Source organism: Streptomyces sp. Y20, assembly GCF_043195475.1.
Classification (GTDB): Bacteria; Actinomycetota; Actinomycetes; order Streptomycetales; family Streptomycetaceae; genus Streptomyces.
Genome location: NZ_JBIDDP010000014.1, coordinates 224,458 through 240,937, shown reverse-complemented (window position 1 = coordinate 240,937; position 16,480 = coordinate 224,458). Strand labels below are relative to the sequence as shown.

Annotated in this window: 16 protein-coding genes; 6 read left to right on the top strand and 10 right to left on the bottom strand. The window is 73.4% G+C overall.

Annotated features, from left to right (window positions below; genetic code table 11):
- Positions 1-50: 50 nt before the first annotated feature.
- On the bottom strand, positions 51-344 hold the full coding sequence (locus ACGFT1_RS29695) for a hypothetical protein (protein WP_373912061.1): 294 nt from the start codon (positions 342-344) through the stop codon (positions 51-53).
- Between the two features lie 127 nt (positions 345-471).
- On the opposite strand from ACGFT1_RS29695, the gene ACGFT1_RS29690 reads away from it, so the two are divergent.
- Entirely contained in the window at positions 472-1,041 is a 570-nt protein-coding gene (locus ACGFT1_RS29690; RefSeq protein ID WP_373912060.1) for a hypothetical protein, read from the top strand.
- A 99-nt stretch (positions 1,042-1,140) separates the two neighbouring features.
- On the opposite strand, the gene ACGFT1_RS29685 is transcribed toward ACGFT1_RS29690, so the two are convergent.
- The 5 genes from ACGFT1_RS29685 to ACGFT1_RS29665 form a co-directional block, all read right to left on the bottom strand.
- The gene (locus tag ACGFT1_RS29685) at positions 1,141-1,935 is read right to left on the bottom strand and encodes a hypothetical protein (protein ID WP_373912059.1); all 795 of its coding nucleotides are present in this window, start codon (positions 1,933-1,935) and stop codon (positions 1,141-1,143) included.
- 83 nt (positions 1,936-2,018) lie between these two features.
- Positions 2,019-2,951 carry an N-acetylmuramoyl-L-alanine amidase gene (locus ACGFT1_RS29680; protein ID WP_373912058.1) on the bottom strand — a complete coding sequence of 311 codons (933 nt, stop codon included), beginning with the start codon at positions 2,949-2,951 and terminating at the stop codon, positions 2,019-2,021.
- 22 nt (positions 2,952-2,973) lie between these two features.
- The gene (locus ACGFT1_RS29675; RefSeq protein WP_373912057.1) at positions 2,974-3,624 is read right to left on the bottom strand and encodes a class I SAM-dependent methyltransferase; all 651 of its coding nucleotides are present in this window, start codon (positions 3,622-3,624) and stop codon (positions 2,974-2,976) included.
- Positions 3,625-3,903: 279 nt separating this feature from the next.
- Positions 3,904-5,646: an MFS transporter gene (locus tag ACGFT1_RS29670; protein WP_373912056.1), complete on the bottom strand. Its 1,743-nt coding sequence runs from the start codon at positions 5,644-5,646 to the stop codon at positions 3,904-3,906.
- Between the two features lie 130 nt (positions 5,647-5,776).
- Positions 5,777-6,418, bottom strand: a complete 642-nt coding sequence (locus ACGFT1_RS29665; protein ID WP_373912055.1) for a response regulator — start codon at positions 6,416-6,418, stop codon at positions 5,777-5,779.
- Between the two features lie 273 nt (positions 6,419-6,691).
- Here ACGFT1_RS29665 and ACGFT1_RS29660 point away from each other — a divergent pair, with 273 nt between their 5' ends.
- Positions 6,692-8,293 carry an alpha-L-arabinofuranosidase B gene (locus tag ACGFT1_RS29660; protein ID WP_373912054.1) on the top strand — a complete coding sequence of 534 codons (1,602 nt, stop codon included), beginning with the start codon at positions 6,692-6,694 and terminating at the stop codon, positions 8,291-8,293.
- Here the strand turns inward: ACGFT1_RS29660 and ACGFT1_RS29655 are convergent.
- Entirely contained in the window at positions 8,259-9,629 is a 1,371-nt protein-coding gene (locus ACGFT1_RS29655; protein WP_373912053.1) for a sensor histidine kinase, read from the bottom strand. The two genes, ACGFT1_RS29660 and ACGFT1_RS29655, sit on opposite strands and share 35 nt — an antisense overlap.
- 185 nt (positions 9,630-9,814) lie before the next feature.
- Between ACGFT1_RS29655 and ACGFT1_RS29650 the strand changes: the two genes are divergently transcribed.
- Positions 9,815-10,687, top strand: a complete 873-nt coding sequence (locus ACGFT1_RS29650) for a MaoC/PaaZ C-terminal domain-containing protein (protein WP_373912052.1) — start codon at positions 9,815-9,817, stop codon at positions 10,685-10,687.
- A gap of 124 nt (positions 10,688-10,811) precedes the next feature.
- Here the strand turns inward: ACGFT1_RS29650 and ACGFT1_RS29645 are convergent, their stop codons facing one another.
- On the bottom strand, positions 10,812-10,973 hold the full coding sequence (locus tag ACGFT1_RS29645) for a hypothetical protein (RefSeq protein WP_356824958.1): 162 nt from the start codon (positions 10,971-10,973) through the stop codon (positions 10,812-10,814).
- Between the two features lie 96 nt (positions 10,974-11,069).
- Positions 11,070-12,443 carry a hypothetical protein gene (locus tag ACGFT1_RS29640; protein WP_373912051.1) on the bottom strand — a complete coding sequence of 458 codons (1,374 nt, stop codon included), beginning with the start codon at positions 12,441-12,443 and terminating at the stop codon, positions 11,070-11,072.
- 187 nt (positions 12,444-12,630) lie between these two features.
- On the opposite strand from ACGFT1_RS29640, the gene ACGFT1_RS29635 reads away from it, so the two are divergent.
- From ACGFT1_RS29635 to ACGFT1_RS29625, 3 genes are read left to right on the top strand one after another with little or no spacing between them, the layout of a single operon-like run.
- Positions 12,631-13,470 (top strand): Nif3-like dinuclear metal center hexameric protein, encoded by an 840-nt coding sequence (locus ACGFT1_RS29635; protein ID WP_373912050.1) that lies wholly within the window; start codon positions 12,631-12,633, stop codon positions 13,468-13,470.
- 13 nt (positions 13,471-13,483) lie between these two features.
- The gene (locus tag ACGFT1_RS29630) at positions 13,484-14,227 is read left to right on the top strand and encodes a zinc ribbon domain-containing protein (protein ID WP_373912071.1); all 744 of its coding nucleotides are present in this window, start codon (positions 13,484-13,486) and stop codon (positions 14,225-14,227) included.
- 16 nt (positions 14,228-14,243) lie between these two features.
- Positions 14,244-15,734 carry a bifunctional RNase H/acid phosphatase gene (locus tag ACGFT1_RS29625; protein WP_373912049.1) on the top strand — a complete coding sequence of 497 codons (1,491 nt, stop codon included), beginning with the start codon at positions 14,244-14,246 and terminating at the stop codon, positions 15,732-15,734.
- Here the strand turns inward: ACGFT1_RS29625 and eda are convergent.
- Positions 15,706-16,422 carry a bifunctional 4-hydroxy-2-oxoglutarate aldolase/2-dehydro-3-deoxy-phosphogluconate aldolase gene (eda, locus tag ACGFT1_RS29620; protein ID WP_373912048.1) on the bottom strand — a complete coding sequence of 239 codons (717 nt, stop codon included), beginning with the start codon at positions 16,420-16,422 and terminating at the stop codon, positions 15,706-15,708. The two genes, ACGFT1_RS29625 and eda, sit on opposite strands and share 29 nt — an antisense overlap.
- Positions 16,423-16,480: the final 58 nt, after the last annotated feature.

Below are 16,480 nucleotides of genomic sequence, written 5' to 3'. Positions count from 1 at the left end.
GGCCGCCCCCCCCCCGGCGGGGGGGGGGCGCGGGCCGTGCGGGGACGGGGTCAGTGCCGGCTCATGCGGTTGGCGACGGCATGGCCCACGAAGAGGTAGACGACCGCGGCCAGGCCGTACCCGGCGACCACCCGCGCCCACGCCTCGTCGAAGGTGAACAGGTCGTGCGACCAGCCTGCCAGCCAGGAGGCCGCGTCATGGACGAACTGCACCAGGCTGTTGGCCCGGTTCGCGTCCAACAGGTACATCAGGATCCACAGGCCGAGGATGAAGGCCATGACGTCGGCGACGATCGCGATGACCGTCCCGGCCTGATTCGCACCGTTGCGATATCTAGGGGACATGCCTTGCGGATTGCCGGGCGGCGGGCGGTGAAACCCGGACGGCGTCACCCGGGTGGCGCGTCCGGGATTCCCGGGTGAGGCTGTCGGAGGAAGCCAACCGCTCGGGGAGACACGTCCGGAGGATCTCGTGCCCGTACCGATGCGGCGCCTGGCCGTGGCGCTCACCCTGTGCTGCGCCCTGCTCGCCGGTTCCACCGCCTGCGGAAGCGACGCGAAGAGCACGACGAAGAGCAGCGCGGCGACCCAGGCCGTCCCCGCCGCCGAGAGCCCCAGCCCCAGCACGTCCGCGGAGAAGCGCAAGTTCGCCAAGACGCGGTTCGTGCTGGACGCGGGCCTCGCCGCCGGCGCCACCTACCAGTGGATCGTGAAGCCCTGGAGGGCCGGCAAGTTCAAGAAGGGGGCGCACGGCCGCAAGCTGGCCCTGGTGAAGGCCGGTGTCGCCGGCCTCTTCGCCTACAACCGGCTCAAGGCGGCCAAGAAGAACGCCGCCGCCGACCCGGCGCTGTCCAAGGCCCTCGCACCACTGGCCGGGGGCATCGAATCCCTGAAGAGCCTGCCGTCCAAGCTCCGCAAGGGCGACGAGGGCGCGGCCGGCTCGTTCGACGACATCATCAACAAGGTCAAGGACGCGGGCAAGAGCGCCGGCGCGCCGGTGAAGGACCAGGTGCCCTCCACCTCCCAACTGTCCGGGAGCTGACGGCAACCGGCACCTCCTCGACGCCGTCGCCAGATACGGCCGTACGACGACGGCCCCCCGCCACGAGGGCGAGGGGCCGTGCGGTACGGGGGGTACGGCTCAGCCGCGCTGGATGCCCGAGCTGTCCTGGAGCACACCACGACGGCCGTCCTGGGTCTGCGCGACCAGCGCGGCCCCGCGCTGCTCGACGGCCAGGTACCAGGTACCCGGCGCCAGTTCGGCGATCTGGTTCGGCGAACCGTCCTCCGCGAACAGCGGACGGGCCACCGGGACGGCGAACCAGAACGGCGAGAACTCCCCGGCCGTGGGCTGCGGTGCCGGAGCGCCCTGCGGCTGCTGCCCGAACGGCTGACCCGGCTGAGGCTGGGCACCGTACGGCTGCTGCGGCTGGGCACCCGGGTAGCCGTAACCGCCGGGCGGCTGGGCTCCGTAGGGCTGCGGGGCGGCCGGCTTGGGAGCCGGGACCAGGGCCGCCTGGAGGGCGGGCACCAGGGGCGTGGCGATGGCGGCCGCGGCCAGCAGCAGAGCGGCGATGAGCCCCAGGACCAGGCCGGCGCCCGCGCCGACGTCGAACCGGTCGAAGTCGTCGAAGGCGCCCAGCGGGTCGAGGATCGACCAGAACGCCGTCCACGCGGCGAACACCGTGAGGATGACGCCCACTTGGCCGAGGTCGAAGCCGATGACCTTGCGCGGCTGCGGCAACGCGCGAGCGACGACGATCAGGACCGCGCCGATGATGCCGCCGACGTACATGCTCATCACGAGGCCCAGGTTGTCCCAGGCGTTGGTGCTGTCGCTGCCGGTGTCGAACGTGTCGAGAAACGACGCGATGAACAGCACCACCGCTGCTCCGATCACCACGCCGTCGCCTCTAGTGAGGGAGCGGATATTCACTTCAGGTCCTTCGTAGGTCGTCTCGTCGTCGGTAGACACTATCGTTCACAAGATCCGGCCGTACGGCCGGATCCGCCCGCCGGTCAGGACCGACGCAAGAACCCCACGATTCCCTCGGAGACTCCCCGCGCCGCCTTCTGCCGCCAGGCGCCGCTTGTCAGCAGTGCCGCGTCCTTGCTATCGCGCATGTTGCCGCACTCGAGGAACACCTTGGGAACCGTTGACAGATTGAGACCGCCCAGGTCCGTCCGCGTGACCAGACCGGTACCCGCACCGAGGTAGTTGGACGGCGGCTCGCCCGTCGCCCGCAGGAAACCGCCCGCGATGCGCGTTCCCAGGTCGTGGGACGGGCCGACGATGGCGCGGGTGTCGGCCGCACCGGCGTGCACGGACCCGGGCAGGATGACGTGGAAGCCGCGGTTGCCGGGTGCGGAGCCGTCGGCGTGCAGGGAGACGGCCGCGTCCGCGTGCGCGGTGTTCCCGATCCGGGCCCGCTCGTCCACGCACGGCCCCCAGGCCGGACTGTCCCCGTCGTGCGTCAACTTCACGGTCGCGCCCTGCCGTTCGAGCAGCTCCCGCAGCCGGTGCGCCAGGTCCAGGGTGAACCGGGCCTCCGCGTAACCGTCGTTGGTGGACGTGCCGGTGGTGTCGCACTCCTTGCGGTGGGTGCCGATGTCCACCGGGCGGCCGATCTCGGCCGTGTGCCGGAAGTTGCCCGGGTTGTGTCCCGGGTCGATGACGACGACCTTCCCCTCGAGCGGGCCGGCGCCGTCCGCCGTGGCGCCGGTGCCGGGCGGGGCGGTCGGTGCGGACGGGGAGGAGGACACCTCGGAGCCGCGCGGGGCCGGCGCGGGGGAGGCCGTACCGTCCCGGCCGCCCGGACCGCCGCCCACCGCCTCGTACACCACCCAGCCGAGCAGCGCACCGGGCACCAGCGCGGCGAGCGCCACGGTCAGCGGGCCGCGCCGGGGCCGGCGGGGCTGCGAGGGATCGAGGTCCGGGCCTGCGTACGACACGTCTGCGACTCTAACCGGGGGTTCAGATCCCCGCGCCCGTTCGCCGCAGGACCCGCAGCGAGCCGGTCACCGACACCTCCGTGAACGCCCCCGATCCCAGCGCCCGCAGATACACGCGGTACGGCGCCTGGCCGGTGAACTCGTCCTGCGGGTCCGGGAAGACGTCGTGGACGACGAGCAGGCCGCCCTCGGCCACGTGCGGCGCCCAGCCCTCGTAGTCGGCCGTGGCGTGCTCGTCGGTGTGACCGCCGTCGACGAACACCAGCCCGAGCGGGGAGTTCCAGAGCCGTGCGATCTGCGGGGAGCGGCCGACGAGAGCGATCACATGCTCCTCCAGGCCCGCCCGGAACAGCGTGCGCCGGAAGGCGGGGAGCGTGTCCATCAGGCCGAGCTCGGGGTCGACGGTCGCCGGGTCGTGATAGTCCCAGCCGGGCTGCTGCTCCTCGCTGCCCCGGTGGTGGTCGACGGTCAGCGCACCGACCCCGGCCGCGCGGGCCGCGTCGGCCAGCAGCACGGTGGACCGCCCGCAGTACGTGCCGACCTCCAGCAGCGGCAGTCCCAGCCGCCCCGCCTCCACCGCCGCCGCGTACAGCGCCAGCCCCTCGTCCACGGGCATGAACCCCTTGGCCCCCTCGAACGCGGCCAGGATCTCGGGACGGGGTACGGCGCCCATGCTCAACCTCTCACTAACGCAAACGATCCACCCCATGCTCCCGCATCCCCTCCCACCGGCCGGACAGGGGGTAGGACAACGCCCCCAAGGGGCGCGGGGAACGGCGTGCTCAGCCACATCCCAGCGGCAGCCGCCGACCGACCCCCACCCCGTAGCGCGTCCGGCCGCCCCCCGGCAGGGGGGCGCGGGGAACGGCGCGCCCGGCCGCATTCCAGCCGCAGCCGCCGTACGACTCCCCGCGTGGCACCCCCGTAGAGCACCCGCGCCCCCAGCGGAGCGCTACGCGCTGACCGAAGCCCCCGGCAGGGCAAGGTCCAGGTCGACAGCCCGTTCCTCACCGGAGTGGGTCGCCGACGACGCCAGCGGCCCATGGCCGGGGGCCTTCGCGGCGAGTACGTACGCGCCCTGGGCCGGCACGGCGAGGGCGTAGGAACCGTCCTCCCCGGAGACCGTGGCGCCCGCCTGCCGGCCCCGGCGGTCGATCAGGGTGACCGTGGCCCGGGCGACCGGCGTGCCACCGGCGTCCAGCACCCGCCCCCGGAAGCCCCGCAGCACCTGCTCGGCGCGCTCCAGGTTCGTGTCCTCCTCGCTGCTGGCGCGCAGCTGGGTGTGCCGGGCCGGCCGCGGAGCCGCCGGCAGGAAGAGGGCGAGCAGCAGGCCCACCACGACGGCGGCCGTGGCGATCAGGAAGGAGACGCGGAAGCCGTGCATGGTCGGGACGGCGACAGGGCCCACGTGGTGCGCGGTGTTGGCCAGCACCATGCCGATGACGGCGCTGGAGACCGAGGTACCGATGGACCGCATGAGGGTGTTGAGGCCGTTGGCCGCGCCGGTCTCCGAGGCGGGTACCGCGCCGACGATGAGCGCGGGCAGCGAGGAGTAGGCGAGGCCGATGCCCGCGCCGAGGACCACGGAGATGACGATCGTCTGCCAGGCCGCGTCCATCAGGCCGAGGCCGCCGCCATAGCCGACGGCGATGATGAGCATGCCGAGGATGAGGGTGACCTTGGGGCCGTAGCGGGCGGACAGGCGGGCGTAGACCGGTGCCGTGAACATCATCGTCAGGCCCAGCGGGGCCACGCACAGGCCCGCGACGACCATGGACTGCCCGAGGCCGTAGCCGGTCGCGCGGGGCAGCTGGAGCAGCTGGGGCAGGACCAGTGAGACGACGTAGAAGCTGACGCCGACCATGATCGAGGCCAGGTTGGTGAGCAGTACCTCGCGGCGTGCGGTGGTGCGCAGGTCGACGAGGGGCGCCTGGATGCGCAGCTCGTACACGCCCCACAGCAGGAGGACGGCGACGGCCGCGGCGAACAGGCCGAGCGTCGTGCCGGAGGACCAGCCCCAGTCGCTGCCCTTGGTGATGGGGAGCAGCAGGAGGACCAGGCCGGCGGACAGGCCGGCCGCGCCGAGCACGTCGAAGGTGCCCCGGGCGCGCATGGGGGACTCGGGGACGACGAGGAGGGTGAGGGCGATGGCGAGCGCGCCGAGGCCGGCGGCGCCGTAGAACAGGGCGTGCCAGTCGGAGTGCTGTGCGACCAGTGCCGCGGCGGGCAGGGCCAGGCCGCCGCCGACTCCGATGGAGGAACTCATCAGCGCCATGGCCGAGCCGAGCTTCTCGCGCGGCAGCATGTCGCGCATCAGGCCGATGCCGAGGGGTATCGCGCCCATGGCGAAGCCCTGGAGGGTACGGCCGACGATCATGGTGATCAGGTCGCTGGTGAGCGCGCTGACCAGGGCGCCGACCACCATCACGGAGAGGCTGAACACCAGCATGCGCCGCTTGCCGTACAGGTCGCCGAGCCGGCCCATGATCGGGGTGGCGACGGCACCGGACAGGAGGGTCGAGGTGAGCACCCAGGTGGCGTCGCTGGGGCCGGTGTCCAGCAGCTGCGGCAGGTCCTTGATGACCGGCACGAGCAGGGTCTGCATCACCGCGACCACGATGCCCGCGAAGGCGAGCACCGGGACCACGGCCCCGCTCGCTCTCCGGGTGGGCTGGTCGGTCGTCGTGTCTGGCATGGGGTGAGGCCTTCCGCGTGTCATAAGTGCTGCGTAAACCTCGTATGCACAGGCAACTATTCCGTTGCTTCGGGCCTCTAATGAATTCTTGACCCATCCATGGGTTTCTGATGGTCGGTCAGGGCCGGGACTACAGCCAGCCCTGTTGCCGGGCCTCCCGCACCGCCTCCGCGCGGTTCCGGGTGCCGGTCTTGCCGATCGCGGAGGAGAGGTAGTTGCGGACGGTGGACTCGGACAGGTGGAGCCGCCCGGCGATGTCGGCGACCGTCGCCCCGTCCCTCGCCACCGTCAGCACCTCGCGCTCCCGGGCCGTCAGCGGGTTCGGCCCTGCGGTGAGTGCGGCGGCGGCCAGCCCCGGATCGACCACCGTCTCCCCGCCGAGCACGCGCCGGACCGCCCCGGCCAGTTCCTCCACCGGCCCGTCCTTGACGAGGAAGCCGGCCGCCCCGGCCTCCATGGCCCGGCGCAGATAGCCGGGCCGGCCGAAGGTGGTGAGGATCAGCACCCGGCAGTCGGGTGCCCGGTCCCGGAGCAGGGCCGCCGCGTCCAGCCCGCTGAGGCCCGGCAGTTCGATGTCGAGCAGGGCCACGTCCGGCCGGTGCGTGAGCACGCCGTCCACGATGGCGTCGCCCGCGGACACCTGCGCCACGACCTCGATGTCCTCCTCCATGCCGAGCAGCAGGGCGAGGGCGCCGCGCATCATGCCCTGGTCCTCGGCGAGGAGCACCCGGATGCGCCTGGCGGGCCGCTCGTCACGGGGTATCTGGCTCATGGGCTCAGGTTACGGCGGGCTCCCGGCCCGGGTCGCGAAGCGCGAACCGGGCGCGCCCGGGGCGGACTTCGGTCAAAGAATTCCCCTTCTCCGGTGCGGCGGGGGTTGACGATTGTTGACCGTACGCAAACAATCGCCCCTGCCTTCTCGGCAATTCCCGGTATTCCACCCGCCGAGCAGGTCCGGTATGTCGATCGAACAACGTTCGGTATATCGGACAAGTCGAGAACCCGCAGGTAACCCGCACTGCCCCCGACGAATACGAGGTACACCGTGCTTGGCCGAACCCCCCGGACCCCCCGGAGTCCCCGGCGTCCCCGGACCCCCCGGACTCCTCGGCGCGTCAGAAGAGCCCTGCTGTCCGTCCTCGCCGTCTGCGCCGGCCTGGCCGCCCTGCTCTTCGGCACCGGCGCACCCCCGGCCGCCGCCGCCGGTTCGCTGCCCTGTGACATCTATGGCGCCGCGGGCACCCCCTGCGTCGCCGCGCACAGCCTGGCCCGGGCGCTGTACGGGTCCTACAACGGCCCGCTCTACCAGGTGCGGCGGGCCTCGGACGGGGCGAGCGCGAAGATCGGCCTGCTGTCCGCCGGCGGCTACGCCGACGCGGCCGCCCAGGACTCCTTCTGTTCCGGCACGACCTGCGTCATCACCGAGATCTACGACCAGTCCCCGCGCCACAACGACCTCACCGTCGAGGGCGCGGGCGGCGCCGGCGCGGCCGATGTCGGGGCGCCCGCGGACGCCCTGCCGGTGACCGCCGGCGGCCACCAGGTCTACGGCCTGGAGATCTCCGCCGGAATGGGCTACCGGGACAACTCCACCTCGGGCGTCGCCGTGAACGGACAGGCCGAGGGGATGTACATGGTGACCTCCGGCACCCACGTCAACAACCGCTGCTGCTTCGACTACGGCAACGCCGAGACCAACAACCTGGACACCGGCAACGGCCACATGGACGCCATCAACTTCGGCACCGAGTGCTGGTTCGCGCCCTGTTACGGCAAGGGCCCCTGGGTCCAGGCCGACCTGGAGAACGGCCTGTTCCAGTCCGACGCCGGATACAGCAGGAACACGGCGAACACCGGCACCGGGGCGCTGCCGTTCGTGACCGCCCTGCTCAAGAACAACGGGCAGAACCATTTCGCCCTCAAATACGCGAACGCCCAGTCCGGCGGACTGACGACCACCTATTCCGGCGGTGAGCCGACCGCGAGCGGCTACTCCCCGATGCACCAGGAGGGCGCGATCGTCCTCGGCACCGGAGGCGACAACAGCAACGGCTCCATCGGATCGTTCTTCGAGGGCGTCATGACGTCCGGCATCCCGACCGACGCCGCCGACGCCGCCGTCCAGGCCGACATCGTCTCCGTCGGTTACGGCGGCCCGACCGGCAGCACCGGCACGCTGAACCCCGGCTCCGAGATCTCCCTGCGCGCCACGACCGCCTGCTGCACCACCGAGTACGTCCGCCACCAGAACGACGCGGCCGTCACCTCCACGGTGACGTCGAGCAGCCCGGCCATCGACAAGGGCGACGCCACCTGGATCGTGCGCCGCGGGCTCGCCAACGCCTCCTGCGTCTCCTTCGAGTCGCGCAACTACCCCGGTGACTTCCTGCGCCACTTCGACTACCGGCTGTACCGGCAGCCCATGGACGGCACCGCCCAGTTCCGGGCCGACGCCACCTTCTGCCCGCAGACCGGCAAGAGCGGCACCGGCACCTCGTTCGCCTCGTACAACTATCCGACGCGCTATCTGCGCCACTACAACCACACGCTGTACATAGCGAGCAACGGCGGCTCCAACGACTTCGACAGCAGCACCTCCTGGGCCGCCGACGTCAGCTGGGTGACCGGCTCTCCCTGGGCCCCGTAACCGCCGCCGGTACCAACCCGTCGACGGTGACGGGGAGTTCCGCGGTGACCGTGAAACCGCCGCGCGGCGCCGGACCGGCCGTGAGGGAACCGGACGCCGCCGCGAGGCGTTCGGCCAGCCCCTTCAGCCCCGTGCCTCCGACGCACCCCCGGGACCGGCCGGCCCCCTCGCCGGCCCCGGTGCCGGCATCCGGGCTCATGCCGGTGCCGGTGCCGGTGCCGTTGTCAGCGACCGTCAGGCGGACCCGCTCGGTGCTGCCCTCCACGGTGATCTCGCAGCGGGTCGCGCGGCTGTGCCGCACGACGTTGGTGACCGCCTCGCGCACCACCCAGCCCAGCAGCGCCTCGCTCTGCGGGTCGAGCGGCGTCCCGGACTGGTGGACCACCGGCTCCACACTCGCCGCGGACAGCGCCGAGCGGGCCCGGGTCAGCTCGGTGGCCAGGCTGCCCTCGCGGTAGCCGGTCACCGCCTCGCGGATCTCGGTGAGCGCCTGCCGGCCCACCGACTCGATGTCCGTGACCTGCGCCAGCGCCGCGTCGAGATCCCGCGGGGCCAGGCGCCGGGCCGCCTCGGACTTCACCACGATCACCGACAGGGTGTGCCCGAGCAGGTCGTGCAGATCGCGGGAGAACCGCAGCCGCTCCTTCTCCACGGCCCGCCGGGCCAGTTCCTCACGGGCGGCCCGCAACTCCCGTACGGCCTCGGACAGACCGAGGATCGCGGCCGTCACCATGCTGGAGATGAAGGTGCCGTACCCGATGCTCGACGCGTCGTCCCACCCGCCACGCACGTAGGCGACGGCACCCGCGTACAGCGCGAGCAGCGTCCCCGCGCGCCCCAGCAGCGGACCGCGCAGACAGGCACCCGCCGCGAGCCCCAGCAGCGGGAAGAACACCAGCCAGTCACCGCCGTACCCGAGGGCCAGGCCGGTGGTGAGCAGGCCCATCAGACCGAGCGCCACCCGGGTGGACACCGCCTCGCGGCTGCGCCGGTCGAAGGAGCGGAAAGTGACGTACAAGTAAAGGGAGTTGAAGGCAAGCAGGCCCAGACCGCCGACCCACGGGTTCGCGGTCCTGCCCTGGAGCACGTTGGAGATGGCCCCCATGCCTATCAGCAGCCAGGGCAGCAGGGCGAAGCCGGTGGGCGGCGGGCCCGGCTCGTCGACGCGCGGCGTCCCGCCGTTCTTCCGGGCGGCCCGTCGCGCGGCCCGGTAAGCCTCGCGTTCCGCCCGCCACCGGCGCTGCTCCGCCTGCCACCGACGGTGTTCCGCCCGCCACCGGCCCTGTTCCGTCCGCCGGTCCGCTGTCCCGCGTCCCGGTGCCCGCCACCATGTCATCCGTCGTCCCCCGGTCGTGTGGTCCCCGCCGTGCGACGGTAGGACGCACAGCGTAGGGACCAACCGTAAGGAGCCGGATCCGCCCACCGGCAGATGCGTACGTACGGTTCCGGGCAGGACGAATGTCACGGGCGGCGCCCGGAACCGGCGCAGCGCCGACGACAGCCCTCACCCACGGGAGCCGCATGCCCATCGACACAGCCCTGGCCCTCGCCGCCGCACCGCGTTCCGGTGAGATCTCCTGGACCCCGAGGGACGTCCAGCTCTACCACCTCGGCATCGGGGCCGGCGCCGACCCCGACAAGGACGACCCCGCCACCGACCCGGACGAGCTGCGCTACACCCTGGAGACCCGGCTGCACGTCCTGCCGAGCTTCGCCACCGTCGCCGGGTCCGGCCCACCCGGCGTCATCGCCGCACTGTCCGTGCCGGGCATCGACGTCGACCTGGCCAGGGTGCTGCACGGCGGCCAGAACCTCACGGTGCACCGGCCGGTCCCCGCCGCGGGCACCGCCACCGCCACGAGCCGCATCGCCGCCGTGTACGACAAGGGGGAGGCCGCCGTCCTCGTCATGCGCACGGAAGTCGTCGACCCGGACGGCCCGTTGTGGACCGACGACGCCCGGATCTTCGTACGCGGCGAGGGCGGCTGGGGCGGCGACCGCGGGCCCGCCTCCCGCCCGGACCCGCCCGCCGGCGCCCCCGACCGGACCGTCGAGCGCCCCGTCCGCCCCGACCAGGCCCTCCTCCACCGCCTCACCGGTGACCTCAACCCCCTGCACGCCGACCCGGAGTTCGCCCGGCTCGCCGGCTTCGATCGGCCGGTCCTGCACGGCCTGTGCACCTACGGCATCACACTCAAGGCGGTCGTGGACACGCTGCTCGGCGGCGACGTGACCCGGGTACGCGGCTACGGCACCCGGTTCACCGGTGTGGTGTACCCCGGGGAGACCCTGCGCGTCCGCATGTGGCGCCGCGAGGACGGGGTGCGGGTCACCGTGGACGCCGCCGAGCGGGACACGGGGGTGCTCACCGGAACCGTCGTCCAGCACCTCTGAGGCCGGAGGCCCTGCTGGCGCCGGAGGCGGGGCATCGATGGGCGCCGGAGGCGAGGGGGCCCGGCACAGGCAGAGGGGCACCCGCCGGACGGGTGCCCCTCTGTTCCCTGCTGTTTCCCTGCGGTCAGAAAGCCGCCTCGACCGTCTCCTGTACCGGCTTGCGGTGCCGGCCGTGCGGAGTCGGAGTCGTCTCGCTCTCCTGGGCCGCGACCGGGCCCCGGTGCCGGCCGTGGCCGGCGCTCTCCTGAGAGTCGGCAGACAGCTGCCGCGTCCTGGTGTCGCTCATCGGAAGAATTCACCCCGTCAACATGATCTTTCGTACAGCCGGGCGAGTCTAACCGGCCCACCACGGGCGGAATCCAGGCGCACACGCCGACCGGCACTAGTTCGTTACAAGACGGCCCAGGGGCGCCTGTCGGAGCGGCACGGGGCGGGCCACCACGGGCTCCGGAGGGTCCGATTCCGCCTCTGTCCGGGACGCTTCGGGTGTCGCGGCAGCCCTCACCGCGTCGCTTGTCCCGCCGGTCCCGCTCGGCCCCCCGGGCCCCTGTGTCCCGCTCGGCCCGTCCGTCCCGGTCCCGCCGGTTCCGTCCGTCCCGCTCGCCCGCTCCGGGGCGCTCGCGCCGCCCATGGCCCCTGCCCCCGTCATGGCACCCGCGCCCGCCACGGCCCCCGCCACGGCCCCCGTCCCCCCGACGGCGCCCGCGCCCGCCGGCTCGCCCCCGGGCGCCGTCAGCTCCGCCACCCCGCAGGGCGTGTCGCGCGTCGCGTACGGCAGCCGCAGCACGCCCTGCGGGGTCCACAGCCCGGTCCCCGCCAGCCATCCGTGCGGCGCCGGAAGATGACGTACCCGCCGTTCCGCCGGCCGCCAGGTGCCCACCCAGGTGCCGAACGTCCCGTCGATCCGCAGGCCCACCCCGCAGTTCTCCGGCATCAGCACCTGCCCAGGCTGGATCGCGAACGGCGTCACCCGGCACTCCGGCACCCGCAGACACCCCGGGAAGCGCACCGGCAGGGTGCTGCCGAGCACTCCCCAGCCCAGTCGCCGCCGCCCCGGGGAGGGAGCGTCCGAGGAGATCAGCAGCAGCCCGCTGTCGGGATCGGCGAGCAGCAGCCGGTCGTCGCTGCCGTCCGTGATCTGGAGCAGCGGCGAGACGGCGCCGGCGCGCTCCAGGTCCACCACGACCGTCTTGGTGCGTCCGTCCAGCTCCCGGTCCAGCGCCAGCAGGCGCCCGGTGCGGTCCAGCCACACCCCGCCCGAGCAGCGCCCCGGTACCTCGGCGAGCCGCTCCGGGCCCGACGGCCCGCCCGCCACCAGCCACACGGCGCTGGAACGCGGCCCGACGGCGAGGGCGTACGCGCGGGTGCCCCCCGGCGCCGGCGGCAGCAGAGTGAGCCCCGCCGCCCCGGTGACGGGCCCGGGATGCTCCACCGTGCCCAGCGGCAGCTCACCGGTGCCGGGCCCGGTCGGATACAGCAGCGAGAAGGCGTGCCGCCGCTCCACCAGCCGGTGGATCAGCACCCGGCCGTCGCCCAGGGGCTGCACCTCGGTGCCGGGCTCCTCCGGCTGGTTGCCCGGCAGCGGTACCGCGTACGGCTCCGGGCCGTCCAGCGTCCAGCGCTCCGGGAACCAGGAGTCGCCGGCCGGCGCGAGCCGGGCGGCGTACACGCCGTCCGCCGTGATCGCGCATCCAGCCGTCCCCGGCGCACCGTCGGCCCCGTCCGTGGACGGGGATTCGATCGCACAGGCCGTCATGGTTCGGTCACCTCCGGCGACGAAGCTAGTTTTCGTACGCACGGGCGGGGGGCCGGCGGCGCACGCTTCACACATACGGGTGGGGCAGAAGCGATTCCTCTGAGGGAACCGGGGCCTGTGTGCTGACCGGGACCGGGGCGGGCGGATGCGGTACAGCCCCGCAGAACAGCCAGGTAGCCTGTCCCTCGTGCCCCGTCTGTCTGAAGTCATCGCCGCGCTGGAGAACCTGTGGCCCGCCGAGCGGGCCGAGTCCTGGGACGCGGTCGGCACCGTCGTGGGCGACCCCGGCCAGGAGATCACCCGGGTCCTGTTCGCCGTCGACCCGGTCCAGGAGATCGTCGACGAGGCGGTGAAGCTCGGCGCCGGCCTCCTGGTCACCCACCACCCGCTCTATCTGCGCGGTACGACGACGGTCGCGGCCACGCACTTCAAGGGCCGGGCCGTGCACACGCTCATCAAGAACGACATCGCGCTGCACGTCGCCCACACCAACGCCGACACCGCCGACCCGGGTGTCTCCGACGCCCTCGCCGGCGCGCTGGACCTCCGGGTCGTACGGCCCCTCGTACCCGACCCCACCGACCCGCACGGCCGCCGGGGCCTCGGCCGCGTCTGCGCACTGGACCACCCGCTCACCGTGCGCGAACTCGCCGCCCGCGCCGCCGAACGGCTGCCCGCCACCGCGCAGGGCATCCGGGTGGCCGGCGACCCGGAGGCCGTCGTCCGCACGGTCGCCGTCAGCGGCGGCTCCGGCGACAGCCTCTTCGACGAGGTCCGAGCCGCCGGTGTCGACGCCTTCCTCACCGCCGACCTGCGCCACCACCCGGCGTCGGAGGCGGTGGCCCACAGTCCCCTCGCGCTGCTCGACGCGGCGCACTGGGCCACCGAGTGGCCCTGGTGCGAGCTGGCCGCCGCCCAGCTCGACGAGATCTCCGACCGCCACGGCTGGGACCTGCGCGTCCACGTCTCCAAGACGGTCACCGACCCCTGGACCGCCCACGCGGCGTCCACCACCCCCGCTAGCTAACAGGAGCCCCCAACTGAACGCCGCGCCCGCCGACCAGATCCGACTCCTCGACGTCCAAGACCTCGACGTCCGTCTCCAGCAGCTCGCGCACAAGCGGAAGTCGCTGCCCGAGCACGCCGAGATCGATGCGCTGACCAAGGACCTCACCCAGCTGCGCGACCTGCTCGTGGCGGCGCAGACCGAGGAGAGCGACTGCGCCCGCGAGCAGACCAAGGCCGAGCAGGACGTGGACCAGGTGCGCCGGCGTGCCACCCGCGACCAGCAGCGCCTGGACTCCGGCGCGGTCACCTCGCCGAAGGACCTGTCCAACCTCCAGCACGAGATCGTGTCCCTGGCCAAGCGGCAGGGCGACCTGGAGGACGTCGTCCTCGAGGTCATGGAGCGCCGCGAGTCCGCGCAGGAGCGGGTCGGCGAGCTGACCGAGCGGGTCGCGTCCGTCCAGTCGAAGATCGACGACGCCACCGCTCGCCGGAACGCGGCCTTCGAGGCGATCGACGGCGAGGCCGCCTCGGTCACCCGGGAGCGCGAGGTCGTCGCGGCCTCCGTCCCCGCGGACCTGCTCAAGCTCTACGACAAGCTGCGCGCGCAGCAGGGCGGGATCGGCGCGGCCAAGCTGTACGCCCGCAGCTGCCAGGGCTGCCGGCAGGAACTGGCGATCACCGAGCTGAGCGAGATCCGCTCGGCGGCGCCGGACACGGTGGTGCGCTGCGAGAACTGCCGCCGCATCCTGGTGCGCACGGCCGAGTCGGGTCTGTAGACGAGGGGCCGGACGGGTGCGGGAGTTCATCGTCGAGGCCGACGGCGGGTCACGGGGCAACCCGGGGCCCGCGGGCTACGGCGCCGTGGTGTGCGACGCGGCGACGGGCCAGACCCTGGCCGAGGCGGCGGAGTACATCGGCGTCGCCACGAACAACGTCGCCGAGTACCGCGGTCTCCTGGCCGGCCTCCGCGCCGCCCACGCCCTCGACCCGTCCGCGCCGGTCCATGTCCGCATGGACTCCAAGCTGGTGGTCGAGCAGATGTCGGGCCGCTGGAAGATCAAGCACCCCGCGATGAAGCCCCTGGCGGCGCAGGCCCGGTCCGTCTTCCCGCCGGACCAGGTCACGTACGAGTGGATCCCCCGCGAGCGGAACAAACACGCGGACCGTCTGGCCAACGAGGCGATGGACGCGGGGGCGAAGGGCGAACAGTGGTCGCCGTCGCGGTCCCGGGCGGACCTGGCCACGGGGACCGGCGGCGGCACCCGGACGGCTCCGGCTGCTGGGACTGCCTCGGCTGCTTCGGCGGCTCGGGCCGCTTCGGGCGCACAGTCCGCTCGGGCGGCGGCGGCCACTTCGGCCGCTCCCATAGGCGACTCGGCGGCGGCGACCTCTGCGGATGCCGCGCCCGCCGCCGACGACGCGGCTGCGGCTGCCGGCGCGGCGCGTCCGGCCGACGCGGCTCCCGCTGCGAACCCGGCGGCCTCCGCGCCGGCCTCTTCCCCAACGCACTCTGCCGACGCGGCGGGGGAGAACCGTGCCGACGCGGCGGCGCGCGCCCTTCGGGAAGCCGCGCCCTCCGGCGGGCAGCCCTCCGCCCCTTCCGGTGACACCGAGCGGCGCACATCCGCTCCCGGCTGGAGTGCCGCGCCCGACCTCGGGGCCCCCGCCACCTTCGTGCTGCTCCGCCACGGCGAGACCCCGCTCACCCCCCAGAAGCGCTTCTCCGGCAGCGGCGGCACGGACCCCTCCCTCTCCGGCGCCGGCCGTGAGCAGGCCCGGCGGGTCGCGGAGGCGCTGGCCAGGCGCGGCACGGTCCAGGCCGTCGTCGCATCTCCCCTCGCCCGTACCCGGGAGACCGCCGCCATCGTCGCCGCCCGCCTGGGCCTGGACGTGACGCTCGAGGAGGGCCTGCGGGAGACGGACTTCGGCGCCTGGGAGGGCCTGACCTTCGGCGAGGTACGGGACCGTTACCCGGACGACCTGAACGCCTGGCTCGCCGACCCGGAGGCCCATCCCACCGGCGGCGGCGAGAGCTTCGCCGATACGGCCATCAGGATCGCCGCCGCCCGCGACGAGCTGGTCGCCGCCCACGCGGGCCGCACCGTGCTGCTGGTCACGCACGTCACCCCGATCAAGACGCTGATCCGTCTCGCCCTGGGCGCCCCTGCCAAGTCCCTGTTCCGCATGGAGCTTTCGGCCGCGTCCCTGTCGGCGGTGGCGTACTACGCGGACGGCAACGCGAGCGTCCGGCTCTTCAACGACACGTCCCACCTCCGGCCCTGACCCCACCTCCGGCGCTGAGCCCACCTCCGGCCCTCAACCCGCCGTCCGCCGCCAACGCGGCCGCCGCCCGGGCCAGTTCCTCGATCCGCCCCCAGTCCCCGGCGGCCACCGCATCCGCCGGGACCATCCAGCTGCCGCCCACGCAGCCGACGTTGGGCAACGCCAGATACTCGGAGGCGTTGTCCGGACCGATCCCACCGGTCGGGCAGAAGCGTGCCTGCGGCAACGGCCCGGCCAGCGACCGCAGGTACGCCGTCCCGCCCGCGGCCTGAGCCGGGAAGAACTTCATCTCCCGCACCCCGCGCTCCAGCAGCGCGACGACCTCCGAGGTGGTCGACACCCCGGGCAGGAACGGCACTCCGGACCCGCGCATCGCCCCCAGCAGCGCCTCCGTCCACCCGGGGCTGACCAGGAACCGCGCCCCGGCCGCCGTACACATCCCGGCCTGCTCCGGGGTGAGCACGGTGCCGGCCCCGACCACCGCGTCCGGCACCTGGTCGGCGATCGCCCGGATCGCGGCCGGCGCCGCCGGTGTCCGCAGGGTCACCTCGATCGCGGGCAGCCCGCCCGCCACCAGTGCCCGCGCCAGCGGCACCGCGTCGGCGGCGTCCGAGACCACCACGACGGGTACGACGGGCGCCAGGTCGAGGACGGAGGCAGCCGGGGAGGAGGGCAGCGGCGAGATCATGCCCTCATCGTGCCCAGCGACCGCACCACCCGCAACGAGTGTTGCGCATACTGCAACG

Coding starts and splice junctions, on each gene's coding strand:
- ACGFT1_RS29650 (WP_373912052.1), top strand. CDS start 9,815: ATGCCCATCGACACAGCCCTGGCCCTCGCCGCCGCACCGCGTTCCGGT.
- ACGFT1_RS29670 (WP_373912056.1), bottom strand. CDS start 5,646: ATGCCAGACACGACGACCGACCAGCCCACCCGGAGAGCGAGCGGGGCC.
- eda (WP_373912048.1), bottom strand. CDS start 16,422: ATGATCTCGCCGCTGCCCTCCTCCCCGGCTGCCTCCGTCCTCGACCTG.
- ACGFT1_RS29640 (WP_373912051.1), bottom strand. CDS start 12,443: ATGACGGCCTGTGCGATCGAATCCCCGTCCACGGACGGGGCCGACGGT.
- ACGFT1_RS29675 (WP_373912057.1), bottom strand. CDS start 3,624: ATGGGCGCCGTACCCCGTCCCGAGATCCTGGCCGCGTTCGAGGGGGCC.
- ACGFT1_RS29645 (WP_356824958.1), bottom strand. CDS start 10,973: ATGAGCGACACCAGGACGCGGCAGCTGTCTGCCGACTCTCAGGAGAGC.
- ACGFT1_RS29695 (WP_373912061.1), bottom strand. CDS start 344: ATGTCCCCTAGATATCGCAACGGTGCGAATCAGGCCGGGACGGTCATC.
- ACGFT1_RS29665 (WP_373912055.1), bottom strand. CDS start 6,418: ATGAGCCAGATACCCCGTGACGAGCGGCCCGCCAGGCGCATCCGGGTG.
- ACGFT1_RS29655 (WP_373912053.1), bottom strand. CDS start 9,629: ATGACATGGTGGCGGGCACCGGGACGCGGGACAGCGGACCGGCGGACG.